General features: G+C 51.9%; 20 protein-coding genes. All 20 read left to right on the plus strand.

Going from position 1 to position 24,011, the window contains the following annotated elements:
• The first annotated feature begins 3 nt into the window (after window positions 1-3).
• The 20 genes from rpsA (at window position 4) to CRO75_RS19605 (ending at window position 23,961) form a co-directional block, all read left to right on the plus strand.
• The gene (gene rpsA / locus CRO75_RS19510; RefSeq protein WP_007931318.1) at window positions 4-1,698 is read left to right on the plus strand and encodes a 30S ribosomal protein S1; all 1,695 of its coding nucleotides are present in this window, start codon (window positions 4-6) and stop codon (window positions 1,696-1,698) included.
• Between the two features lie 201 nt (window positions 1,699-1,899).
• Window positions 1,900-2,181, plus strand: coding sequence for a hypothetical protein (locus CRO75_RS19515; protein WP_085531769.1), 282 nt, complete (start codon window positions 1,900-1,902; stop codon window positions 2,179-2,181).
• 183 nt (window positions 2,182-2,364) lie between these two features.
• Window positions 2,365-2,658 carry an integration host factor subunit beta gene (gene ihfB, locus CRO75_RS19520; RefSeq protein ID WP_008042113.1) on the plus strand — a complete coding sequence of 98 codons (294 nt, stop codon included), beginning with the start codon at window positions 2,365-2,367 and terminating at the stop codon, window positions 2,656-2,658.
• Window positions 2,659-2,680: 22 nt separating this feature from the next.
• Entirely contained in the window at window positions 2,681-2,902 is a 222-nt protein-coding gene (locus CRO75_RS19525) for a DUF1049 domain-containing protein (protein WP_097137566.1), read from the plus strand.
• Window positions 2,903-3,026: 124 nt separating this feature from the next.
• Entirely contained in the window at window positions 3,027-4,082 is a 1,056-nt protein-coding gene (locus CRO75_RS19530; protein ID WP_097137569.1) for a Wzz/FepE/Etk N-terminal domain-containing protein, read from the plus strand.
• Window positions 4,083-4,730: 648 nt separating this feature from the next.
• Complete coding sequence (wecB, locus tag CRO75_RS19535) at window positions 4,731-5,861, plus strand: UDP-N-acetylglucosamine 2-epimerase (non-hydrolyzing) (RefSeq protein ID WP_097137571.1); 1,131 nt, start codon at window positions 4,731-4,733, stop codon at window positions 5,859-5,861.
• A 9-nt stretch (window positions 5,862-5,870) separates the two neighbouring features.
• Window positions 5,871-7,142 (plus strand): UDP-N-acetyl-D-mannosamine dehydrogenase, encoded by a 1,272-nt coding sequence (gene wecC, locus CRO75_RS19540; protein ID WP_097137573.1) that lies wholly within the window; start codon window positions 5,871-5,873, stop codon window positions 7,140-7,142.
• On the plus strand, window positions 7,139-8,578 hold the full coding sequence (locus CRO75_RS19545; protein WP_097137575.1) for a mannose-1-phosphate guanylyltransferase/mannose-6-phosphate isomerase: 1,440 nt from the start codon (window positions 7,139-7,141) through the stop codon (window positions 8,576-8,578). The genes wecC and CRO75_RS19545 overlap by 4 nt, the downstream gene beginning before the upstream one ends.
• Before the next feature lie 22 nt (window positions 8,579-8,600).
• The gene (gene gmd, locus CRO75_RS19550) at window positions 8,601-9,638 is read left to right on the plus strand and encodes a GDP-mannose 4,6-dehydratase (protein ID WP_081232285.1); all 1,038 of its coding nucleotides are present in this window, start codon (window positions 8,601-8,603) and stop codon (window positions 9,636-9,638) included.
• A gap of 13 nt (window positions 9,639-9,651) precedes the next feature.
• Window positions 9,652-10,542: a GDP-mannose 4,6-dehydratase gene (locus tag CRO75_RS19555; RefSeq protein ID WP_239691035.1), complete on the plus strand. Its 891-nt coding sequence runs from the start codon at window positions 9,652-9,654 to the stop codon at window positions 10,540-10,542.
• A 47-nt stretch (window positions 10,543-10,589) separates the two neighbouring features.
• The gene (locus CRO75_RS33260) at window positions 10,590-11,603 is read left to right on the plus strand and encodes a glycosyltransferase family 4 protein (RefSeq protein WP_239990613.1); all 1,014 of its coding nucleotides are present in this window, start codon (window positions 10,590-10,592) and stop codon (window positions 11,601-11,603) included.
• 41 nt (window positions 11,604-11,644) lie between these two features.
• Entirely contained in the window at window positions 11,645-12,892 is a 1,248-nt protein-coding gene (locus tag CRO75_RS19565; protein WP_009044997.1) for a membrane protein, read from the plus strand.
• Between the two features lie 19 nt (window positions 12,893-12,911).
• Entirely contained in the window at window positions 12,912-14,210 is a 1,299-nt protein-coding gene (locus CRO75_RS19570; protein WP_097137580.1) for an oligosaccharide repeat unit polymerase, read from the plus strand.
• 8 nt (window positions 14,211-14,218) lie between these two features.
• The gene (asnB, locus tag CRO75_RS19575; RefSeq protein WP_097137582.1) at window positions 14,219-16,147 is read left to right on the plus strand and encodes an asparagine synthase (glutamine-hydrolyzing); all 1,929 of its coding nucleotides are present in this window, start codon (window positions 14,219-14,221) and stop codon (window positions 16,145-16,147) included.
• Window positions 16,148-16,293: 146 nt separating this feature from the next.
• A complete protein-coding gene (locus CRO75_RS19580) occupies window positions 16,294-18,438 on the plus strand; it encodes a bi-domain-containing oxidoreductase (protein WP_097137583.1) in 2,145 nt (714 codons plus the stop codon).
• Window positions 18,435-20,264, plus strand: coding sequence for a heparinase II/III-family protein (locus tag CRO75_RS19585; RefSeq protein WP_097137586.1), 1,830 nt, complete (start codon window positions 18,435-18,437; stop codon window positions 20,262-20,264). Before CRO75_RS19580 ends, CRO75_RS19585 begins: the two co-directional genes overlap by 4 nt.
• A gap of 2 nt (window positions 20,265-20,266) precedes the next feature.
• On the plus strand, window positions 20,267-21,484 hold the full coding sequence (locus tag CRO75_RS19590) for a glycosyltransferase family 4 protein (RefSeq protein WP_097137588.1): 1,218 nt from the start codon (window positions 20,267-20,269) through the stop codon (window positions 21,482-21,484).
• Window positions 21,481-22,077: a sugar transferase gene (locus CRO75_RS19595; protein WP_009044991.1), complete on the plus strand. Its 597-nt coding sequence runs from the start codon at window positions 21,481-21,483 to the stop codon at window positions 22,075-22,077. The genes CRO75_RS19590 and CRO75_RS19595 overlap by 4 nt, the downstream gene beginning before the upstream one ends.
• Window positions 22,074-22,703, plus strand: a complete 630-nt coding sequence (locus tag CRO75_RS19600) for an acetyltransferase (RefSeq protein ID WP_097137590.1) — start codon at window positions 22,074-22,076, stop codon at window positions 22,701-22,703. The genes CRO75_RS19595 and CRO75_RS19600 overlap by 4 nt, the downstream gene beginning before the upstream one ends.
• Window positions 22,704-22,785: 82 nt before the next feature.
• The gene (locus tag CRO75_RS19605) at window positions 22,786-23,961 is read left to right on the plus strand and encodes a DegT/DnrJ/EryC1/StrS aminotransferase family protein (protein WP_009044989.1); all 1,176 of its coding nucleotides are present in this window, start codon (window positions 22,786-22,788) and stop codon (window positions 23,959-23,961) included.
• Window positions 23,962-24,011 lie beyond the last annotated feature (50 nt).

The raw sequence follows: 24,011 nt of genomic DNA on the forward strand, positions 1-24,011 counted from the left end.
AAAATGAGCGAAAGCTTTGCGGAACTCTTTGAAGAAAGCCTAAAAACCCTGAACCTTCAGGCAGGCTCCATCATCACCGGTGTTATCGTCGACATCGACTACCAAGCGCGTTGGGTAACCGTTCACGCTGGTCTGAAGTCTGAAGCGCTGATCCCGCTTGAGCAGTTCTACAACGATGCTGGCGAACTGTCCATCAATGTTGGTGATGAAGTTCACGTTGCTCTGGATTCGGTTGAAGACGGCTTTGGCGAAACCAAGCTGTCCCGTGAAAAAGCCAAGCGCGCTGAATGCTGGATCGTTCTGGAAGCAGCCTTCGCAGCCGAAGAAGTGGTCAAGGGCGTTATCAACGGTAAGGTTAAAGGCGGCTTCACTGTCGACGTTAACGGCATCCGTGCGTTCCTGCCAGGTTCTCTGGTTGACGTCCGTCCAGTGCGCGACACTACGCACCTGGAAGGCAAAGAGCTCGAGTTTAAAGTCATCAAACTCGACCAGAAGCGCAACAACGTTGTCGTTTCCCGCCGTAGCGTCCTCGAAGCCGAGAACTCCGCTGAGCGTGAAGCTCTGCTGGAATCCCTGCAGGAAGGTCAGCAAGTCAAAGGTATCGTCAAAAACCTCACCGATTACGGCGCATTCGTCGATCTGGGTGGCGTCGATGGCCTGCTGCACATTACCGATATGGCTTGGAAGCGCATCAAGCATCCTTCCGAAATCGTCAACGTTGGCGACGAGATCGATGTCAAGGTTCTGAAGTACGATCGCGAGCGCAATCGTGTTTCCCTGGGCCTGAAGCAGCTGGGCGAAGATCCATGGGTTGCTATCAAAGCCCGTTACCCAGAGAGCACTCGCGTTACCGCTCGTGTAACCAACCTGACCGACTACGGCTGCTTCGCTGAGCTGGAAGAAGGTGTTGAAGGTCTGGTACACGTTTCGGAAATGGACTGGACCAACAAGAACATCCATCCTTCGAAAGTCGTACAAGTCGGCGACGAAGTGGAAGTTATGGTTCTGGACATCGACGAAGAGCGTCGTCGTATCTCCCTGGGTATCAAACAGTGCAAATCTAACCCATGGGAAGATTTCTCTGGCCAGTTCAACAAGGGCGATAAAATCTCCGGCACCATCAAGTCGATCACCGATTTCGGTATCTTCATTGGTCTGGACGGTGGCATCGACGGTCTGGTTCACCTGTCCGACATCTCCTGGAACGAAGTGGGCGAAGAAGCCGTACGCCGCTTCAAGAAGGGCGACGAGCTGGACACCGTTATCCTGTCGGTTGACCCAGAGCGTGAGCGCATCTCCCTGGGTATCAAGCAACTGGAAAGCGATCCGTTCTCCGAGTACGTTCAAGAGAACGACAAGGGTGCAATCGTTAAGGGTGTTGTGAAAGAAGTTGACGCCAAAGGCGCCATCATCACCCTGGCCAACGATATCGAAGCGACTCTGAAAGCCTCCGAAATCAGCCGTGACCGCATCGAAGATGCTCGTAACGTCCTGAAAGAAGGCGAAGAAGTAGAAGCCAAGATCATCAGCGTTGACCGTAAGAGCCGTGTAATCCAGCTCTCGATCAAGTCGAAAGACGTTGAAGACGAGAAAGAAGCTATCCAGAGCCTGCGCGACAAGCCAGCTGCTTCGGATATCGCTGCTGGTCCTACCACTCTGGGCGACCTGCTGCGTGCACAGATGGAAAAGCAGAACTAAGTTCTGTCAGGCCATAGAAAAAGGGCGACTTCGGTCGCCCTTTTTTGTGCCTGTGATTTGGGTTCTGGCTTGCATCTGTCAAGGAAGGGAAACCAATAGAGTCATTCGAGTGTCTATTTTCTTAAGCGGATCAATAACCTATTCAGGGCTAGGCTTATTTGAGCTGAGTGATGGTGGGCGATTGCCCGTATAAGGAAGTAGATGAAAAATCTCATCGTGATTTTCGCGGTTCTAGTTTTGGTGGGCTGTACGACCAATGCCAAGGTCCATGCGGTCCGTGGTGTCAGCGGCATCGAGATCGACTGCTCCGGTCTTGGGGGTGGATGGGGCAAGTGCTACAAGCGTGCCGAGCGTGAATGCAAGGGGGATGGCTATAAGGTCATCACCAGGTCCAGTGATGCCAAGGACGAGGAGGGTGACTATCCCTTTGGCTGGAATCCTGCGGGTTACCTCACTCGGACCATGCTTGTCATATGCCGCTAGTAGGATGGCGTGGTGGGAGGTCAAATTGCTGCGGAGTTTTTGTTTTAGGCGCTGTTGAATGCCTTCGTTTATGGTGTTTTCGCAAGGGGGGAGATAAGTCAATGCTTGGGCTGTTCAAAATCTCCCGGCCGTGCTAAAACCTTTGAAGCGCTTATCTAGCTGCTTGAAAAAGAAGGGAAAAATATGACGAAGTCGGAGTTGATCGAACGAATTGTCACCCATCAAGGGCTGCTCTCATCCAAGGATGTGGAGCTGGCCATCAAGACCATGCTTGAGCAAATGTCCCAATGCCTGGCAACCGGAGATCGCATCGAGATTCGGGGCTTTGGTAGCTTCTCTCTGCACTATCGTGCACCGCGCGTAGGTCGCAATCCGAAGACAGGTCAGTCTGTCAGTTTGGATGGCAAGTTCGTTCCACATTTCAAGCCGGGCAAAGAGCTTCGGGATCGTGTGAATGAGGAAGAGGAGGAGGTGTGATGTTTTTTGCGGGAGGGATCATATGCGTACTTTGAGGCGTGTGCTGCTCGCGATTGTTTTTTTTGCTTTTGCCTTGTCGATTCTCATTTTTGTGTTGGAGAACCAGGAGGCTGTTGTATTGAGCTTTCTGGGTCGCTCTATTTCTGCATTTCCTGTTTCTATCTACATTATATTTTCATTGTTGATTGGTATGATTTTTGGTCCATTGTTAAGGGCTGTGCTCAAGGGTGGGCAAAAAAAATAGTGGTTGCCTGTAGTGCGGCTATGGTGTCAAAGACTGGCTAGCATGAGGAGATTTTCTTGGATGTCTGGTATGGGATTGTTGGCGCATTTTTGAGTCAGGGTGTTTAATTAAAAGGTTGATTTGCATGCAGGGCGACTTGATGGTGAGCAAGAAAGATGAAGAGGTGGATCTGCAGGAGCTTGTTCGGGTTCTTTGGGATAAAAAGGCTTGGATACTGATTTTTACGTTACTGTCGGTGCTATTTGCCGCAGCCTTTGCCTTTTTGAGTAAACCTGAGTATGAAGCCAAAGGATATGTGGTGCCTCCAACTCAGAAAGATATAGAAAATTTTAACTATGGTCGAACTAAGGATTCTCAGTTAACCCCTTATACTATTAAAGATGTATATGGTGTATTTATTTCCTATTTTCAGTCTGAGTCGCTCCGGCAAGATTTTTTTAACAACGTCTATCTGCCTTCTTTGAGTGAGGAGGAGCGCCAAGGGGCGCAAGATGGATTGTATTCAGGCTTTTCCAAAAGGTTGAGCATCACTCTGCCAGGCAAGGATTTTGCTGATCGTTATTCCATTACTGCGCGCAGTGACAGTCCTGCTCAATCTGTAGAGTGGGTTCACCAATATGTAGCTCGTGCCAGTGATCTGGCAAAGCAGGAGCTATTGGCCAACGTAAGGCGTGAGGCTGAGGTGGGGGCGCGAAACGTCGAGCAGCAGATTGCAGCATTGCGTGATGTTAGCCAGAAAGAGCGGGAGGACTCTATTGTTAGGCTTCAGGAGGCATTACAAGTTGCGGAAGCATTGGGGCTTGAAAAGCCGTTGATCATAACAGGAAACTCGGCCATCGAGGTTGCTGGCAATATAGCGGGCCAACCTGCTTATATGCGCGGGGCCAAGGCTTTGAAGGCTGAGATTGAAAATATGGAGTTGCGCAAATCCGATGACCCCTTTATTGGTCGTTTGCGTGAGTTGCAAGGTAAGTATGACTTTTATAAAGGGATTGAGGTCAAAGTTGGTGATGTGTCTGTCTATCGAATGGATGGCGGTATTGCTCGATATGACACGCCGGTAAAGCCGGTGAAATCCATGATTCTTGCATTGGGGTTGCTGATCGGCTTGGTCGGGAGTAGTGGGCTGGTGCTTGTTGTTTATTTGATAGCTAGAGGTCGGTCTGCTGTGTCCTCCTGAGAAAGATTGTTTCAGCTTTGGCGTGTGTGGGCACTGAGTTGGCTATGTTTTCAGGTTGGACTGTGACGCCCGCGTTCAGAAGCTACTGAGGCTGCCTCAGGTTTTTTGCTTGACGGGCTTGACATTTCTTTGGCGTGAGCTCAGCTCATGCATCGATGCTGCCTTGCGAAAAGGCTTCCAGTGGCTATCGGCTCAGGTGTTTTTCTTCTTTTACGGGCAGGTCGGTAGTGATTTTCCCGGTTCGAGGCCTCACTTTGGCGCTTCTAGCACCATAAAAAACTTGGCTTGGCGCCCAGAATTGCTCAGTCAGTTCAGGCATAATGGTCATTATGATGCTGGAGGATGGCGGGGCTGAAGGTTACTCGCTTCAAATTTCGTGTTGAATGCATTTGTGGCTCTATTAGGTAATCTGTAGTGGCTAAATAGTGGCTGCTGGGCGCTTTCTGTTGGTATCTGCGAAAAGCTCTGCTTGTGAGGCATCGTTCACTGGGCGTATCTGAATAATGTATTATGTCCTGTGATATGTCTGCGATTGGTGCGGAATCGTCCGATCTTATGTGGTTCGATAGGTCAGGCAATGGTGTGGCGGTAATAAAGCTTCAGGCTGAACTGCTGAATAAATAATGATATGGAATCATTGGTAATCTAATGACTTTAAAGATCTTGAGTGTTTTCGGGACGCGGCCGGAAGCCATAAAAATGGCACCACTGGCTTTGGCATTGCGTGCGGATGAGCGTTTTGACGCAAAAATCTGTGTCACGGGTCAGCATCGCGAAATGCTCGATCAAGTGCTGGAGTTATTCGAGCTTGAGCCGGACTTCGATCTAAATATCATGAAGCCAGGCCAAGACCTTACCGATGTAACCACATGTATTCTACAGGGAATGAAGGGTGTATTTGCCACTTATAAGCCGGATATCATTCTGGTGCATGGTGATACAGCAACTACTTTCGCAACAACCCTCGCAGCTTATTATCATCAGATCCCTGTAGCGCATATCGAGGCAGGGCTGCGTACAGGCAATCTTTATTCGCCGTGGCCGGAAGAGGCTAATCGGAAGTTGACAGGGGCTTTGGCGCGCCTTCACTTCGCGCCTACCCAAAAATCCGAACAGAATCTGTTGCAGGAAGGGGTGCCTCCGGAGTCGGTTTATGTAACTGGCAATACTGTTATTGATGCCTTGCTCAATGTTGTTGAAAAGCTCGGATCTAACACTAGGCTGAATCAGCAGTTTTCGGAGCAGTTCAAGTTTCTTTCAACAGAACGCCGCTTGATTCTTGTGACGGGGCATCGCCGCGAAAGCTTTGGTGATGGGTTTGAAAGAATCTGTATGTCACTGGCTTCTATTGCTCGTGAATTTGATGATGTTGAAATTGTTTATCCTGTGCACTTGAATCCTAATGTGCGCGAACCTGTTAATCGTTTGCTGTCTGGTATCGATAATATTCATCTCATCGAACCATTGGATTATCTTCCTTTCGTCTATTTGATGAACCGTTCCTACTTGATTCTGACGGACTCCGGCGGTGTGCAGGAGGAGGCTCCGTCCCTGGGTAAGCCAGTGCTAGTTATGCGTGATACTACTGAGCGCCCGGAGGCCATCGAAGCCGGTACCGTCAGGTTGGTCGGAACTGAGAAGGAAAAGATTACCAGCAATCTGCGCGAGCTTTTGCTTGATAGCGATGCTTATCAGGAAATGAGCTTTGCTCATAATCCTTATGGTGATGGTAATGCCTGTGCCCGGATTATTAATACTCTTGCCACTTTTAAAAAGTAAGGTTTCGTTATGAGCTTTTCCACTATTTCCGTGATTGGCCTAGGGTATATCGGCTTACCCACTGCTGCAGTGTTTGCTTCGCGAAAGATAAAAGTTATTGGTGTTGATGTTAACCAAAAAGCCGTAGATACCATCAACTGTGGGCAGATCCATATCGTAGAGCCTGATCTTGATATCATAGTTCATGCTGCCGTAACCGAAGGGTATTTGCGTGCCAGCACTCGTGCAGAACCAGCAGATGCTTTTTTGATTGCGGTACCTACTCCCTTCAAGGGTGATCATGCTCCAGATCTTTCTTATATCGAGTCTGCAAGCAAGTCGATTGCGCCTGTTCTGAAAAAGGGTGACCTGGTTATTCTCGAATCCACTTCGCCTGTAGGGGCAACCGAGCAGATGGCGCAGTGGTTGGCCGAGGTGCGTCCGGACCTGACCTTCCCTCAGACTCATGGCGAGGCATCGGATATTCGAGTTGCTCATTGCCCGGAACGCGTATTGCCTGGCCATGTGCTGCGTGAGTTGGTGCAAAATGACCGGGTTATTGGTGGCATGACACCTAAGTGTTCTGAGGCCGCTACCCGTCTTTACAAGCTGTTTGTAGAAGGTGAGTGCATTCTTACCAACGCGCGCACAGCGGAAATGTGCAAGTTGACCGAGAATAGCTTTCGTGATGTCAATATCGCGTTTGCCAATGAGCTTTCTATGATCTGCGATAAGTTCGGTGTAGATGTGTGGGAACTCATCAAGCTGGCTAACCGACATCCTCGAGTCAATATCCTGCAGCCAGGTCCCGGCGTGGGGGGGCATTGTATTGCCGTCGACCCCTGGTTCATCGTCAGTCAGGCCGAAGGGCAGGCGAAACTGATCAAAACTGCTCGTGAGGTCAATGATTCCAAACCATCTTGGGTTGTTGAAAAAGTTGATGCCGCGGTGGCTGAGCATCTTTCGCACAATCCTGAAAAGTCCGAGAAAGATGTTGTTATTGCCTGTTTTGGTCTGGCATTCAAGCCTGATATCGATGACTTGCGAGAGAGTCCATCGTTGGAAATTACCAAGCACATTGCGGGCTCTCACTCTGGCAAAGTCCTGGCAGTCGAACCCAATATCGAGTCTTTGCCGGCAGCCCTGACATTGCCTGGTGTGGAACTGTGTGCGATAGAAGAGGCCTTCAGTCGGGCGGATGTTCTTTTGCTTCTGGTAGATCACAAACAGTTCAAGGCTGTCCCAGCGTCGGCGCTGGAGGGGCGTCAGGTAGTTGATACTCGCGGGATCTGGTTTGTATGAAGATTCTTCCGGTAATCATGTCCGGAGGCGCCGGGACGCGCCTGTGGCCCCTTAGCAGAACGCTCTACCCTAAGCAGTTTCTAGCTATATCAGGTCGTGAAACCTTGTTTCAGCAAGCCATCGGTAGGTTGATAGGGATAGCTGCGCCAGGTTCGGATTTGCTGCCACCTTGTATCGTCGCCAATGATGAGCACCGTTTCCTGTGTCTGGACCAGATTCGGGAGATGAAACTGAGCAAGAGCTCCATCATTCTCGAGCCTATAGGGCGTAATACGGCACCCGCACTCACACTGGCTGCTCTCTATGCGCGGGATGAGCTGTCACAGGTCGATCCAATTCTGGTTGTGGCGCCTGCTGATCAAATGATTCTCGATGTGCAGATGTTCACTCAGTCAATCAGCAAGGCTGTTGAAGTTGCAGCGGACGGCGATATTGTCATATTGGGTATAAAGCCTGATCGCCCTGAAACAGGCTATGGCTATATTCATTCGACAGATGCCGCTGAAGTTAAACGAGTCGACGCCTTTGTTGAAAAACCAGGGCTGCAAACTGCCCAGAAGTATCTGGATGAAGGTAGTTACTTCTGGAACAGTGGTATTTTCGTTCTGCGAGCATCCGTATGGTTGAAGGCGCTTGAAATTTTCAGGGAAGATATTTTCCTGGCTACTGAGAAAGCCTGGGCCGAGAGAACTCAGGATAATGGATTTATTCGGCCTCAGGCCGATGCCTTCTCTCTTGTCCCGTCGGAATCGATAGATTACGCGGTGATTGAGCATTGTGCGAAACACCCTGAGTTGCAACTCAAGATGCTGGCGATGGATGCAGGCTGGTCTGATCTTGGGGCATGGGATGCTGTTTGGCGCTCAAGCGAGAAGGATGATCGCCACAATGCAACTCATGGTGACGTGATTGTCGAATCCAGCGCCAATACGCTGGTTTACGCTTCTCACCGTCTGGTGACCGCTGTTGGTCTCGACAATATCGTGATCGTCGAGACGCCTGATGCTGTTTTGGTTGCCCACAAGGAGCGCAGTCAGGGCGTGAAGGCGATTGTCGAAGCATTGAATGTCTGCTCGCGGAGTGAGACCAAACTGCATCGTCGCGTTCACCGGCCTTGGGGTTGGTACGACAGCATTGATTCCGGCTCGCGCTTTCAAGTGAAGCGGATATTGGTCAAGCCAAAGGCAACGCTGAGCTTGCAGAAACATTATCATCGCGCAGAGCACTGGATTGTGGTTTCTGGTACAGCAGAAGTTACCTGTGAGGATCGGGTTTTTCAGTTGAACGAAAACCAGAGTACTTATATTCCTGTTGGGCATGTTCATCGTCTTTCCAATCCGGGCACGATACCTCTTGAAATCATCGAGGTTCAGTCCGGAAGTTACTTGGGTGAGGATGATATTGTTCGATTTGATGATACTTACGGTCGTGTATAAGATTTAAATAGGGGCTGTACAAATGCGGAAGAATGCGCTGGTCACCGGGGTTACTGGTCAGGATGGGGCTTACCTTGTTGAGTTGCTATTATCAAAAGGTTATGAGGTATACGGAGCATATCGGCGTACAAGTTCTGTAAACTTCTGGCGAATGGAAGAGTTAGGTGTCCTGAACCATGATCGCCTGCATCTTGTCGAGTTTGACTTGACCGATCTGGCTGGGACTATTCGTTTGATTGAAAACTGCAAGCCGGATGAGGTGTATAACCTCGCAGCCCAAAGTTTTGTTGGTGTTTCTTTTGATCAGCCTATCACTACGGCTCAGATTACTGGTGTTGGTGCGCTTAATTTGCTTGAAGCAATTCGGATCGTGAACCCCAAGATACGTTATTATCAGGCATCGACTTCTGAGATGTTTGGATTGGTTCAAGCTGTTCCCCAATCCGAAAGTACCCCGTTTTATCCTCGGAGCCCTTATGGAGTGGCGAAGTTGTTCGCTCATTGGACTACGATAAACTATCGTGAGTCTTATGGTATCTTCGCTACCAGCGGTATTTTGTTTAATCATGAATCCCCACTGAGAGGTAAAGAATTCGTTACTCGAAAAATTACCGACGCGGTAGCTAATATTGAAATAGGTACTCAGCAAGTTCTGGAACTCGGCAATATGGATGCCAAGCGTGATTGGGGTTTTGCCAAAGAGTACGTAGATGGCATGCACCGCATGTTGCAGATTGATACTCCGGAAACTTTTGTACTGGCTACAAATCGCACTGAAACCGTTCGTGACTTTGTCTCCATGAGTTTCAAGGCTGTCGGTGTTGATATTGACTGGCGTGAAAGTGGGGAGAGCGAGTTTGGTGTCGACCGTAGGACAGGTGTGACTCGAGTCAAAGTTAACCCGCGTTTCTACCGACCTGCAGAAGTGGAATTGTTGATCGGTGATCCCTCTTTCGCCAAGGAGCGCCTGGGCTGGAAGCCTGAAACGACGCTGGAGCAACTTTGCCAATTGATGGTAGAAGCGGACTTGAGAAGGGCTCGTAATGGCGTCTCACACTAATGACCGCAGGGTCTTGATCACGGGCCTCTCCGGTTTTACCGGGAGGCACCTGGCCGAGACTTTGACCCAGGCTGGCTGGCAGGTTGCCGGCCTGGGAGGGCAGCGACTACCTTGTGAGTTTGATCACTTGGAAGCTGACCTTAATGAGACTGATCGGTTGTGCGATTGGATCAAGCAGGTTCAACCGACTCATGTCATCCACTTGGCTGCCTTGGCACATGTGACTGCCAGTGATGCGCTGTCCTACTACCGAGTCAATGTACTGGGTACGGAAAGCCTGCTTACCGCTATCATCGAGTCGAAAATAGACATCGAAAAGGTGGTAATTGCCAGTAGCGCCAATATCTACGGCAACGCTCTTTCGTCACCTATCGTGGAGTCTGCCCAGCCACAGCCGATGAACCATTATGCTCTGAGCAAGTTCGCCATGGAGGCGCTGCTCCGTAAGTGGTTTGTTCGCTTGCCTATATTGGTGACGCGGCCTTTTAACTACACGGGGCCAGGTCAATCGGAGTCCTTTGTGTTTTCCAAGATCGTCGGTGCTTTTGCCAGAGGTGAAAAGGAAATCAGGCTGGGAAATCTGGACGTTTCTCGCGATCTTTCCGATGTGAGATACGTGGTTGAGGCCTATGCACGCCTTTTGACATGCGAAAAGTATAGTGAGTTTGTCAACATTTGTTCGGGACGCAGTATTTCCTTGCTCAGCGTGATTGACGAAATGGTACAGATTGCTGGGTATCGGCCTAATATAGTAGTGGACCCGGCTTTCGTCCGGAGCGATGAAGTAAAAGAACTTTATGGAAGTTCGGCCAAACTTTTCGATATCGTGGGGGTGTTAGAGGTGCCTAGTTTGCATGAGACACTTCTCTCCATGTATCAGCAAAAGATAAGCGTCCAAGGTTAATGGCTATAGCGGGTTGGTGAACTGTGCGTATATGTTTTTTTGCGAATATGTCAGCTCACGCCAATTGGCGTGAGCTGTTTGATAAAGTTGAGTTTTATAGAGTCGATATTCGGATTCTTAAAGAGCTCGGGCATGAGGTTGTGCTTTCCGGGACGCCAGGGACTCTGGATTGGAAGGCCGATCTTTATTTTTGCTGGTGGTGGGGGCATTCACCTTTTCCTTTGCTCGCGGGAAAACTTCGCCGCCGACCGGTTGTGGTAACTGGAGCTTTTGACTACTCCACCTGTCGAAAAGAAATTCCAGGGCTCTGTTATCTGGATCGGCCATGGTGGCAGAAGCTTGTGCTCCGTAGCTCTTTGTTATTGGCCGATAGAAACCTGTTTATCTCGAAATCCGAGTGTGAAGAAGTTACTTCCAACCTTCCGGTAAAAAATCCAGTCTATGCCACATTGGCAATCGATACAGAGTTCTACTCGCCGGGCGAATTTCCGTCTGCTGAGTCGGATTACTTTTTTACCGTTACTTGGACAAGCCGGACTAATGCTATTCGTAAAGGTCTCATTCCGACTATTGAGGCATTTGCAGAAGTTGCGAAAAAAGCGAACAAGCTTCGGTTGGTAGTAGCTGGTAAACATGGTGACTATCTGGATGAGCTGAAAAGACTTGCGCATAGATTGGGTGTTGCAGACAAGGTCGAGTTTGTTGGGATGATTTCCGACGAAGAGAAGCTTGAACATTACCGTAAATGTCTTGCTTATGTTCAGCCTACCCTTTACGAGGGGTTTGGCCATGCAATAGGCGAGGCTTTGGCCTGTGGGGCGCGAGTAATCACCTCGCCAAGAGGTGCGGTACCTGAGGTCGCTGGGGAATTTGCTTACTGGGTCCAGCCGGACAGCCAGAAAGAAATTGCCGCAGCGATGGAAATGGTAGTGGCTACACCTATTGCGGAGGGAGAAGCGCAGGCCAGGCATCAATGGATTTCCTCTAACTACTCGATCGCATCTCGCCGGGCTGCGCTGAAAAGTGTTCTGGATTCATTGTCGCCAGAAAAGAAGGGGTAGCTTTCATTGAGTATGATAAATAATTTTAATGGTGGTACTGCGTGCTAGCTCGTCTGATCAGCCTTTTCGAGAGTTCGAGGCTATTGCAGCTTTTTGTTATCACCGCTTGCATCCAGGGTGGCGTTATCATCAGTCAATTTTTGATTACTCCCTGGGTGGATCCCTCGATTGTAGGGGTTGTGCGTTCCTTGGAGACCGTCATTGCGTTGGTTGTATTAGCAGGTAGTTTGGGTATGCAAAGTATCGCCATTCGGGATACGGCGGCTCATCGCGATACTTCTAATCAGAGTGCGGTACTGCGACAGGTTTTTTTACTTGTCGCGCTAGCATCCAGTGTCGTCATTTTTGGAATATTCGTGGCCCATGAGTTTGTTCTGACTTCAGCGATAAGCTCTTATGTTTTTACAACGTGCGGTTTAGTTGTACTCACCAATTTGCTACGTGTCAGCACAGGCTTTGCCCAAGGGGCGAAAGCAATTGGTGAGATTTATATTCTATTAATGCTGGTGACAGCAGTGGGCGTTGTACTGCATGTCGTACTGACAAAGTTATATGGCGTAAAAGGTTGGATGGCAGCGCGCTATCTAGCAGAGTTTTTCTGTCTGATGGCTGTATGGTGGAAGCTTAGAAGCTATATTTTACCGGCGCTGAACTTCATGGCAGTGGACAAAAGGGAATTGATGCTTACTGCCAAATCTGGTGTAACTATCAATGCTAGCCTTTTTGTTCGTTTGTTAGTTGATAGTTTACCTGTCCTGATGTTGACCGCATTTCATATCCGAACCGAAGAAATCGGTTTTTTTGGTATAGCGATACTGAGCCTTGTTCTTGGGCTTTTACCTTTGGCTATCATTGCCCAGAGAGCTTTGCCTGATCTGGTTGAAGCACTTCAGCATCCAGATGAACTGCAAAAAAAATATTCTGCTGTTTCAAAAAGTATGCTGAAGGTGTCGTCAGCTGTTGCCTTGCTATTGATCTTTGTATCGTCAATCTGGTGGTTGTTTGTCGGCGGTGTTTACAAAACTACAGCTTTGTACGTAATTGTATTGGCATTGACTTTGCCGTTAAAAGCAATTGCGCTTGCTTGTGGAACAATGTTGGTGGCGCTGCGGGTCTTTGGGTTGAGTCTTAAGGTCAATATTTTGGAGGGGCTGCTTGTTCTTATTCTTCTCTATGTAGGTATTCCGGTTCTGGAGGGATGGGCTGGGGTTGCGGCTTATACGGCTGGTGCACTGCTGTCAGTAGTGCTGTTGTTCTCTGCGGTGAGAATCCGCCTAGCTGATTTATAATGCCGGGAGAGAAGAGATCATGTTGAAGAAAAGCTGGTTTATGTCATCAGCTAAAAAAAGAAGTTTTGACTGCTTTAGTGTGGGTTTTTTCTTTCTGGTGATCTGGTTTGCTGGCGTGATCGTTCCCTTATACCCGTTTATCATGGGGTTTGATGGGTTTAGTCAGTTTTGGAAGTTTGACTTCGCTGATAAGAACGGATCCATTGATGCCGCACTTCTGTTGTATACCGCAGCACTTTTATTTGTCTTGGTGGGATGTTACCTGGGGCGCAAGACCCAGTTTGCTGCACCGGCCAAGGTCCGTTATATCGCCAGTGCCAGAATTTTCGCCCAGCGTTCGTTTGTATTGACTGTGATAGCGCTGCTGGCGTTTACCATGATTTTGGTCGTGCTGGGCGGCGTTTCGGGATTGCTTCAGGGGGCCAGTGATCGAATCAGGGCATTTGCTGGTTTGAATGGTTTGTTCCTTTTGCAGAACCTGTTCCTTTCGGTGTCGTTGGCATGGTTTATCCGTCTCACACGTGGAAAAAAAAGGAAGCTTTTTGAACGATTCTGCTTTTGGTTGTATTTTTTTGCGGGGCTATTTATTTGCGCACTGCAAGGGCAGAAATCGACCATTTTTATTATTGTGTTGTCGCTGATAATTGTCAGGCATTACCGGGTCCAGCGCGTCAGCCTAGTAAAAGGGGCGGTGCTGGGTTTTGTGATGTTTGTTTCCTTGATGATCTATCACCTGCTTAAGCAGGAGTTTCTGGCGACGGGGAAATTCTTTTTCATCAATGAAGAACAGGGAGTGTTTTTATCCTTTGTTAACTTTCTGGCGACGCAGTTTACAGGAAACCTGATGCAGCTTCAGACCATGACTGTACTGGTCGATGCTATGCCGCACGGTCTTGAATGGCAAAATGGAACGACATTGTTAATGATTGTTTTGATTTTGATTCCATCTGGGCTTTTCCCCGATAAACCGCTGACCGCTGCCGGCGTGTTTACAGGAGCTTTTTGGCCGGATAAGTGGTTGATGGAAGGTACAACCTTGCCGCCTGGTATATTCGGCGAGCTTTATATGAACTTTGGTATTCTCGGTGTTTCACTCGGCGGTTTGTTCCTCGGGCTCCTGTGGGGACGGCTTTATGGGGCTGTTATCTATAACCCCCAAAGCGACCGAGCATTGGGTGTATATGCGCTGACCGTTGCTTCCATGCTTCATTTGTTCAGAGGGGAATTGGCTTCGGTGGCTCTTCTCGTTGCCTCTATTCTGATCCCCTTTTTATTATTAAGCTCAAAGCGCCAAGAACCTGTTAATAATTCGATCTAGAGACTCTTATGTGCGGAATTCTGGGCTACATACATAACGGGACGCGAGAGTCCATTGATTTCTCTTCGGCACTTTCTTTCATTCGACGTCGTGGTCCGGATGACAAGGGGATCTGGGCTGACACTGATGTGGGCGTATGGTTGGGACAGGTCCGCCTGTCTATCCTCGATACGACGTCTGCCGGACACCAACCCATGGTTTCGGCAGACGGCCGTGTGGTCATGGTCTTCAACGGTGAAATCTATAACTTCCGCGAACTGAGAGCCCATCTAGAGGCGGCGGGAGATGTTTTCTCCAGCCAGTCCGACTCCGAGGTGTTGCTTGCATTGTTTTGTCGTTATGGCATTGAGTGCTTGAATCGGCTGAACGGTATTTTTGCCGTTGTGTTCTGGGAACGGGACACGAATACGCTCTGGGTGGCGCGCGATCAACTTGGTGTAAAACCTCTTTATATCCATTCCGGTGATGACTGCTTTGCTTTTTCTAGTGAAATGAAAGGGCTCATTCGCAGTGGTTTTGGTACCACCGAAATCGATCCGCGGGCTGTGCTGGCTCATCTCGGCTTCTTATGGTCGCCGGGAGAGAAAACAATCGTCCGGGATATCAAGAAGGTTCTTCCAGGGCAGGCACTGTGCGTTCGTAATGGACGTATTGAAAAGAGCTGGTTTTACTACGAGTTGCCTATTGCGGAAAAGAAACTGGCGAAGAAAGTCGATGATGTTGCTATCGAGGTGGCTGACGCGGTTAGGACCGCAGTCAAGCGACAGCTGGTTTCGGACGTCCCGCTGGGTTCTTTTCTGTCCGGAGGGTTGGACTCCAGTGCGATAGTCGCCTTTGCTGCACAGGAGATGCAGAACAAGGGACGACTGCAGTGTTTCAGTATCCGTATCGATAATGGCGCCACGTCAAATGAAGGGTTTGCTGACGATCTTCCTTATGCGCAGAAAGTTGCCAAGCACCTGGATGTGGATCTGCATGTGGTCGGCGTTGGCGATGAAATGATGGACCGACTGCCTGAGATGGTTTATCTGCTGGATGAACCAACTCCGGACCCGGCTGCCCTGAATGCCTTGTTTATCTCTGAATTGGCGAGCCAGAACGGTATCAAGGTGCTGCTGTCCGGTGCGGGCGGAGACGATATCTTCACCGGTTATCGTCGGCATTTCGCCTTGGCCCAGGAGCGGTGGTGGGGCGGGTTGCCTAAACCGCTTCGGTCGGTGCTTGCCAATGCCTCCAATCTGCTCCCTGCGTCGTCGCCACTGTCCCGGCGGCTCGGGAAGGCTTTTCGTTATGCGGATCTTCCAACCGACGATCGCCTGATCAGTTATTTCCTTTGGTTGGAGCCCGAGCAGGCTTACGGCCTGTTGGCACCGGATCTGCGTCGCCAGTTGGCGGCGGACGATCTGTTTGCGCCGATGCGTGAGACACTTTCGCGTTTGCCTTCCGACGTGACTCCGCTGGACAAGATGCTCACCCTGGAGTGCAAGCACTTCCTCACGGATCACAACCTCAATTACACCGACAAGATGGGGATGGCCGCGGGCGTTGAAGTGCGTGTGCCATTGCTCGACCTGGATCTGGTGCGCTTGGCGGGTTCGTTGCCTTCCGACATCAAGCAGAAAGGCCGTGAAGGAAAATGGATCTTCAAAAAAGCGATGGAACCTTATCTGCCGCACGACATCATTTACCGGCCTAAAACCGGCTTCGGTGTGCCGTTGCGCAACTGGTTGCAGGGGCGATTGAAGCCGCTGGTCGATGAAGTGCTGTCTCCAGCCTCGTTGCTTCAGCGAGGAATTTTTGATCCGCAAGCGGTCGCGCGCCTGATCGAGGCTGATCGTTCAGGGCGCATTGATGCGGCCTACACCTTGTTTGGCATCGTTTGTATGGAGTTGTGGTGCAAACAGTACCTTGATGGCAACTTCGCCCTTGATCGCTGACAGCAGCGAGGCCCCGCGCAACCGAGGTTGCGCGGGAATCAGGGGTTCTGTGTAAATACGGATTGTATGAACCGATGTTAATCTAGGCGGCTAGACACAAGATTCTCAGTGATGAGTGAAATTTTTAACTTTATTGGTACGAATGCATGAAGCAGGTTGTTCAGAATATGGCTAGCGGTGAGACGTCATTGGTTAATGCGCCTGCCCCGACTGTTCGTAGTGGCGCTTTACAGATCAACACGACCAATACGCTGATTTCTGCTGGCACGGAGCGCATGCTTGTGGGCTTTGGCCGGGCTAATTGGCTGGAAAAGGCCCGTCAGCAACCCGATAAGGTCCGTATGGTTCTGCAGAAGGTCCAGACTGATGGTTTGGCAACCACTGTAGAAGCCGTTCGCTCGAAGCTGGCGCAACCTTTGCCGCTGGGATATTGCAACGTCGGTGTTGTCGCGGCAGTAGGCAATCATGTGTCCGGTTTCAAGCAAGGTGACAGAGTCGTTTCCAATGGTCCTCATGCCGATGTGGTGATCGTTCCGAAAAACCTCTGTGCCGTCATTCCGGATTCGGTCAGTGACGAAGCAGCGTCGTTTACCGTCCTGGCCAGCATCGGCCTGCAAGGCATCCGGCTGGCTCAGCCGACGCTGGGAGAGGCCTTTGTCGTCACCGGCGTTGGTCTGATCGGCCTGATGACCGTCCAGCTCTTGCGTGCCCAGGGCTGCCGTGTGCTTGCCATCGATTTTGATGACCAGAAACTGGCCCTGGCGCGTAGCTACGGTGCTGAAACCTGCAATCCGGGCAAGGGCGAGGATGCTGTTGCCGCCGGTATGATGTTCAGCCGTTCCAGAGGTGTTGACGGAGTCATCATTACCGCCTCCACCAAGTCGACCGATCCGGTCACCCAAGCCGCGCATATGTGTCGCAAGCGCGGGCGCATTGTGCTTGTAGGTGTCACCGGCCTGGAGCTGAATCGGGCCGATTTCTATGAAAAAGAACTGACATTCCAGGTTTCATGCTCCTACGGTCCAGGGCGCTATGATCCTACATACGAAGATCAGGGCAATGACTTCCCGATCGGTTTCGTTCGCTGGACTGAGCAACGTAACTTCGAGGCTGTGCTGGACATGCTTGCCAGTGGCCAACTGGAAGTCGATTCGCTGATTTCCCATCGTTTTGCCTTTGAAGACGCGGCAGATGCTTATCAGACGCTCACGGCGGATAATTCCGCGCTGGGCATCATCCTGCAATATTCTTCAAGTGCGGCTGAGCGCAACATCAAGAAAGTGGTGTTGGCACCGGAAGCGGTCGCGAGTTTCGACCCAGTCAAACCCGTGGTGGGTTTCATTGGTGCTGGAAACTATGCCTCAAGAATGCTGATTCCTGCTTTCAAGGTGGCAGGCGCGCAATTCCATACGATCGTGACCGCAGGTGGGATCAACGGAGTCATCCACGGCAGCAAGGCCGGATTTGCGGAAGCATCGACAGATATTGGGGCGATGCTGGGCAACGACCTGATCAATACCGTGGCGATTGTCACCCGTCACGATAGCCATGCTCGTTTTGTCGCTCAGGCGCTCGAGGCCGGCAAACACGTATTTGTCGAAAAACCATTGGCCATCGAAACCCAAGAGCTGGCGATGGTTGAGCAGGCCTATCAGAGTGCTGTCGAGAAGGGCCTCAGACCTCATCTGATGGTGGGTTTCAATCGACGTTTTTCGCCGCAAGTGCAGAAGATGAAAGCTTTGCTCGCAGCGGTAAAAGAGCCGAAATCCTTTGTCATGACGATGAATGCCGGCGCTATTCCCGCGAATCACTGGACACAGGACCCAGCGGTTGGCGGCGGACGTATTATCGGCGAGGCCTGCCACTTCATCGATCTGATGCGTTTCCTGGCCGGTAGCAAAATCGTTTCGATCCAGGCCCGTAGAATGGGCGATACGGACGCCTTGGAAATCACCGAAGATAAAGCTGCGATCATTCTGGGTTTTGAAGATGGTTCTTTCGGTACCATTCATTACCTGGCCAATGGCGCATCGAGCTTTCCAAAAGAGCGCGTGGAAGTCTTTGCCGCGGGCCGTGTCCTGCAACTGGATAACTTCCGTAAATTGAAAGGTTTCGGCTGGCCGGGCTTTAACAAGCTCAACCTGTGGAAACAGAACAAGGGACAAAGCGAGTGTGCGGCTGCATTCCTTGCTGCCGTGGAGTCTGGTAAGGCGACGCCGATCTCCTCCGATGAAATCTTCGAAGTGGCGCGAGTGAGTATCGAGATTTCGCGGATCCTGCGTGAGCAATGAGTCTTTTTATTACTAAAGCCAGAACTGCCGCCGCGCTAGGGGGCGGCAATCTGGTTCGCGCATTGACGTATCGGCTTGGGGTCAAGACCGGGTTGAACCCTGTCAGACGTCTTTTCGCTGATATGCCTCAGGGGCCTTTTTTTGCGCCTAGTGCCAGACGCGCCAACTCATTGCCCGTCAATACCCAATGGGATACCCAGGCCTGCTATTACGGGTGTTGGGCCATTCCTGTTTCAGACAATGCGCCTGACTGGCACCTGAACCCGCTCAGTGGGGTTCGGGTTCCGGATCCCGAAAGGGAGTGGTGGCGCATCCCTGACTTTGATGCCGCTGTTGGCGACATCAAGAATATCTGGGAAGCGTCGCGTCTGGACTGGACGCTGGCATTCGCTCAGCGAGCCTGCTCAGACGATGCCTCGCAGATGGAGCGACTGAATCAATGGTTGATGCACTGGTGCAAGAATAACCCCCCTTATTGCGGTCCGAACTGGAAGTGCGGTCAGGAGGCTTCCATTCGTGTTTTGCACCTGGCGATGACGGCGATCATTCTTGAGCAGTCGTCGACGCCGTTGCCTGGGTTGATGGAGCTTGTCCGACTGCACCTCAAGCGTATCGAGCCAACGCTGAGTTATGCGATGGCCCAGGACAACAATCACGGCACCTCTGAAGCTGCGGCCTTGTTTGTCGGTGGTAGCTGGCTGGCACTGTGCAATCATCCCGAAGGGCTGCGTTGGCAGCGATTGGGACGTAGGTGGCTGGAGAACCGTGCCGCTCGATTGATTGAGCTGGACGGTAGTTTCAGCCAGTACTCGGTCAATTATCACCGGGTCATGCTCGATACCTTTTCCATGGTCGAGGTCTGGCGAATCAAGGCCGGACTCGAAGCCTTCTCCGCAACCTTTCAATCCAGAATGCGCTCGGCTACGAATTGGCTATTTTCGCTGGTTGACGAGAGTTCCGGGGATGCGCCGAACATAGGGGCCAATGATGGCGCGCGGCTGTTGCCGCTGACGGACACTGACTACCGCGATTTCAGGCCGGCGGTTCAGTTGGCCATGGCGCTGTTCTGCGGAAAAAGAGCCTATGCGGCTCCAGGGGCGTGGGATTTACCTTTGCGGTGGCTGCAGCTGTCCGCGCCGTCGGCTGTTGTCGAGCGCCCGGCTAGCCAGCTGTTCGACCAGGGTGGATATGCACTGTTGCGACGCGTAGACACCCTTGGCGTGCTGCGTTATCCGCGCTTTCGTTTTCGACCCAGCCAGGCCGATGCCTTGCACGTGGATCTCTGGCGTTCGGGCGTCAATCTGCTACGCGACGCAGGAACCTATAGCTACAACACCTCGGCTCAATGGCTGAGCTATTTCCCAGGTACCGTCAGCCATAACACCGTGCAATTCGACGGGCGTGACCAGATGCCACGACTCAGTCGTTTCCTGTTTGGCGACTGGTTGCGTACGCGCAAGGTCGATGGTCTGAGCGATACACCGGAGGCCACTACCTGCGGTGCCAGCTATAGCGACAATGCTGGCGCCTCTCATACACGCCAGGTGCGTCTGAGCGATACCGGGTTACAGGTTCGGGATGAGATCAAAGGGTTCAAAGCCGGCGCGGTTCTGCGCTGGCGTTTGCAGCCTGGCGATTGGCAGATGTCGGATGGCGTATTGAGCAACGGTTCGCACCGGATATCGGTAACGGGCAGCATGTCGATTGTCCGGCAGGAGCTGGTTCAGGGCTGGGAGTCTCGTTACTACTTGCAGAAGACTGAAGTGCCGGTGCTTGAAATAGAAGTGGATTCGGCGGGTGTTTTGATTACGGAGTATCACTGGTAAACATGAAAATTCTTTATTTTCATCAGCATTTTTCCACTCCGAAAGGAGCGACTGGTATTCGTTCCTACGAAATGGCCCGTCGCCTGATTGCTCGAGGGCATCAGGTTTCCATGGTATGCGGTAGCTACGGCGGTGGGCAGACAGGGTTGGAAGGGCCTTTTGTCGGAGGGAAACGCAAGGGCACCGTCGACGGAATCGAAATCATCGAGTTCGATCTGGCGTACTCCAACAGTGATGGCCTGTTCACCCGTACACTCAGTTTCCTGAAATTTGCATTTCGCAGTATCGGCTTGGCGCTGACCGAGCGTTACGATCTGGTTTTTGCCACGACAACACCATTGACGGCGGGGATCCCCGGTATCTTTGCCCGCTGGTTGCGCAACAAGCCGTTTGTATTCGAAGTCCGCGATCTCTGGCCCGAACTCCCCAAGGCAATGGGTGTCATTCGCAACCCTCTGATTCTGTCTGCCATGTCGCTGCTTGAATGGGCAAGCTATCGTTCCGCTCACCGAGTTATCGGGCTTTCCCCGGGTATTGTCGACGGTATCGCCCATCGCGGTGTTGCACGCGATCGGATCACCATGATCCCCAACGGCTGTGACCTCGACATTTTTAATGCGCCCGCCGAGCCATGGCGGCCTGCCGGTGTGGAAAAAGATCAACTGATGGCGGTCTTTGCCGGTACCCACGGAGTTGCCAACAAGCTGGATTCGGTACTGGATGCGGCGAAGGAACTGAAACTTCGCCAGCGTGACGATATCTGCCTGGTGCTGATCGGGCAGGGCAAGCTGAAGCTGGCGCTGCAGCAGCGAGCGGCCAGGGAAGGGCTGGATAATGTGATCTTTCACGATCCGGTGAACAAAGCGAAGTTGTCCGGTCTGATGGCCAGCGCAGATCTTGGCTTGCAGTTGCTCGCTAATGTTCCTGCTTTCTATTACGGCACCTCCCCCAACAAGTTTTTCGACTACATCGCTTCGGCATTGCCTGTTCTGAATAACTATCCAGGCTGGCTGGCCGAAATGATCACCAAGGAAGATTGCGGTTTTGTCGTGCCGCCGGAAAATCCATCGCTGTTCGCCGATGCCCTGATACAGGCAGCCGATGCCCGTGAAGAACTCAAGGCCAAAGGCCTGAGAGGTCGTGAGCTGGCGGTCAGAGAGTTCGATCGTCGTAAGCTGGCGGATCGATTTGTCGATTGGCTGGAGGGTGTGGCCCGATGATCAAGCGTGGGTTCGATCTGCTTGCTTCGATACTGGGCCTGTTGTTGCTGGCACCGGTCATGGCGATAGTCGCCTGGCAGATCCGCAAGAAACTTGGTTCGCCCGTGTTGTTCCGCCAGGTCCGGCCGGGCAAGGACGGCAAGCCCTTCGAGATGGTCAAGTTCCGTACGATGCGCGATGCTCATGACGCGATGGGCAATCCACTGCCGGATTCGGAGCGCATGACGCCGTTCGGTAGCTTCCTGCGTTCGAGCAGCCTGGATGAGTTGCCTGAACTGTGGAATGTATTGAAGGGCGATATGAGCCTGGTAGGGCCACGACCTCTGCTGATGGAGTATCTGCCGCTCTATAATAGCGAACAGTATCGTCGTCATGAGGTGCGTCCGGGGGTGACGGGCTGGGCCCAGATCAATGGACGGAACGCGTTGGAGTGGGAAGAAAAATTCAACCTGGATGTCTGGTATGTGGATAACCAGTCGTTATGGCTGGATCTGAAGGTCATCTTCCTGACGATCAAGAAGGTCGTTATCCGTGACGGTATTAGCGCGGAAGGCGAAGTCACCGCCGCCAAGTTTACCGGGACCAAGCGATGAACCGGCTGGCAGTGCTGGGAGCCAGCGGGCATGGCAAGGTCGTTGCGGATACGGCTGAGTGCTGTGGCTGGAAGATTGTCGAGTTTTTTGACGATACCTGGCCCGAGCGGCGGCGCAATGGTGCCTGGGATGTTGTGGGCGATACCGCGGCGCTTCTGGCCAATCTGGATCTATATGACGGTGTGATTGTCGCGATCGGCAATAATCGTATTCGTCAGGTCAAGCTCGCTCAGCTCAAGGCGATGGGTGCCAGGCTGATAAGCCTTTTGCACCCTAACTGTACTTTCAGCCGGTATGCCAGCCTCGGTGAAGGGTCGGTTGTGTTTGCCGCGGCTGTGGTGAATGCTGATGCGATCGTTGGCATGGGGGCCATTCTAAATACAGGTTGCAGCGTCGATCATGATTGCCGCCTGGGCGACTGTGTACATATCAGCCCTGGTGCCCGGCTTGCCGGTGGCGTATCGGTGCAGGATCTGAGCTGGGTAGGTATTGGTGCCAGTGTGCGGCAGCTTGTGAACATTGGGGCGCAAGTCATGATCGGTGCCGGCGCGGCAGTGATCAAAGACGTGCCGGACAGCGTTATCGTCGCAGGCGTGCCTGCCCGGATAATGGGGCCCGGTGTTTAAAGCATCCCCCAGCTTTTTGTAGACAGCAGGAGCTCATGAGGAGCTCTCCATATTATCGAATGAAAACTGACGGGTATTGGTTGTGTTGAACTCACCTTTTTCTCCCTGGCCTTCCTTTTCCGACGAAGAGGCCAATGCTGTACGTGATGTGATCCTGTCCAACAAAGTCAATTACTGGACCGGCACGCAAGGACGCGAGTTCGAAAAGGAATTCGCGGCATGGGCGGGTACCCAATACGCCATTGCGCTGGCTAACGGCACGGTCGCCCTGGACCTGGCCCTTAAGGCGCTGGGTATCGGCGCCGGCGACGAAGTGATCGTCACCTCCCGTACGTTCCTCGCATCGGTGTCCAGCATTGTCAATGCCGGGGCGACTCCGGTTTTCGCTGATGTGGATCGCGACTCGCAGAACTTCACTGCGCAGACCATTCGTGCCGTAATGACCCCACGCACCCGCGCGGTCATCTGTGTGCATTTGGCTGGCTGGCCTTGTGATATGGATCCGATCATGGCGCTGGCGCAGGAGTTCGATCTCAAGGTTATCGAGGACTGCGCCCAGGCCCATGGTTCCCTGTACAAAGGGCGCCCTGTCGGTTCGATCGGCCATGTCGGTGCTTGGTCTTTCTGTCAGGACAAGATCATGACCACTGGCGGTGAGGGCGGTATGGTCACCACCAATGATCGCGGTTTGTGGGCAGACATGTGGGCCTTCAAGGACCACGGCAAGAGCTGGGAGGCTGTCTATGAACGCGAGCATCCACCAGGTTTCCGCTGGGTGCACGAAAGTTTTGGCACTAACTGGCGGATGCTGGAAGTCCAGGCCGTGATTGGCCGGATTCAACTCAAGCGCATGACCGATTGGCAGGCAAGCCGCCTGCAGAACGCACAGCAGATTTGGGATTGCGCTCGCCAACTGAATGGCTTGCGTACTCCGGCGATACCCGAAGGCAGTGTTCATGCGGCCTACAAGTGCTATGTATTCGTGGAACCGCAACAGCTCAAGGACGGGTGGGACAGGGACCGTATTCTCGCGGAGATTACAGCGCGGGAAGTCCCGGTATTCTCCGGCTCCTGTTCCGAGGTCTATCTGGAAAAAGCCTTCGACAATACTGACTGGCGCCCCGCGACCCGCTTGCCGATTGCTCGAGAGCTGGGTGAAACCAGCCTCATGTTCCTGGTACACCCTACGCTGAAGGCATCTGAAATCGAGAAAACGTGCTCGGTGCTCAAAGAGGTCATGCAACTGGCCGCACGGTAACTATCAGCCAACGTTGTGCGGTGGGGCGGTTTCCGCTCCCTGCACAAAAA

The sequence above is a fragment of the Pseudomonas sp. LAMO17WK12:I10 genome (assembly GCF_900215185.1).
GTDB classification, from domain to species: domain Bacteria; phylum Pseudomonadota; class Gammaproteobacteria; order Pseudomonadales; family Pseudomonadaceae; genus Aquipseudomonas; species Aquipseudomonas chlororaphis.

Coding starts and splice junctions, on each gene's coding strand:
- rpsA (WP_007931318.1), top strand. CDS start 4: ATGAGCGAAAGCTTTGCGGAACTCTTTGAAGAAAGCCTAAAAACCCTG.
- CRO75_RS19515 (WP_085531769.1), top strand. CDS start 1,900: ATGAAAAATCTCATCGTGATTTTCGCGGTTCTAGTTTTGGTGGGCTGT.
- ihfB (WP_008042113.1), top strand. CDS start 2,365: ATGACGAAGTCGGAGTTGATCGAACGAATTGTCACCCATCAAGGGCTG.
- CRO75_RS19525 (WP_097137566.1), top strand. CDS start 2,681: ATGCGTACTTTGAGGCGTGTGCTGCTCGCGATTGTTTTTTTTGCTTTT.
- CRO75_RS19530 (WP_097137569.1), top strand. CDS start 3,027: ATGCAGGGCGACTTGATGGTGAGCAAGAAAGATGAAGAGGTGGATCTG.
- wecB (WP_097137571.1), top strand. CDS start 4,731: ATGACTTTAAAGATCTTGAGTGTTTTCGGGACGCGGCCGGAAGCCATA.
- wecC (WP_097137573.1), top strand. CDS start 5,871: ATGAGCTTTTCCACTATTTCCGTGATTGGCCTAGGGTATATCGGCTTA.
- CRO75_RS19545 (WP_097137575.1), top strand. CDS start 7,139: ATGAAGATTCTTCCGGTAATCATGTCCGGAGGCGCCGGGACGCGCCTG.
- gmd (WP_081232285.1), top strand. CDS start 8,601: ATGCGGAAGAATGCGCTGGTCACCGGGGTTACTGGTCAGGATGGGGCT.
- CRO75_RS33260 (WP_239990613.1), top strand. CDS start 10,590: ATGTCAGCTCACGCCAATTGGCGTGAGCTGTTTGATAAAGTTGAGTTT.
- CRO75_RS19570 (WP_097137580.1), top strand. CDS start 12,912: ATGTTGAAGAAAAGCTGGTTTATGTCATCAGCTAAAAAAAGAAGTTTT.
- asnB (WP_097137582.1), top strand. CDS start 14,219: ATGTGCGGAATTCTGGGCTACATACATAACGGGACGCGAGAGTCCATT.
- CRO75_RS19580 (WP_097137583.1), top strand. CDS start 16,294: ATGAAGCAGGTTGTTCAGAATATGGCTAGCGGTGAGACGTCATTGGTT.
- CRO75_RS19585 (WP_097137586.1), top strand. CDS start 18,435: ATGAGTCTTTTTATTACTAAAGCCAGAACTGCCGCCGCGCTAGGGGGC.
- CRO75_RS19590 (WP_097137588.1), top strand. CDS start 20,267: ATGAAAATTCTTTATTTTCATCAGCATTTTTCCACTCCGAAAGGAGCG.
- CRO75_RS19595 (WP_009044991.1), top strand. CDS start 21,481: ATGATCAAGCGTGGGTTCGATCTGCTTGCTTCGATACTGGGCCTGTTG.
- CRO75_RS19600 (WP_097137590.1), top strand. CDS start 22,074: ATGAACCGGCTGGCAGTGCTGGGAGCCAGCGGGCATGGCAAGGTCGTT.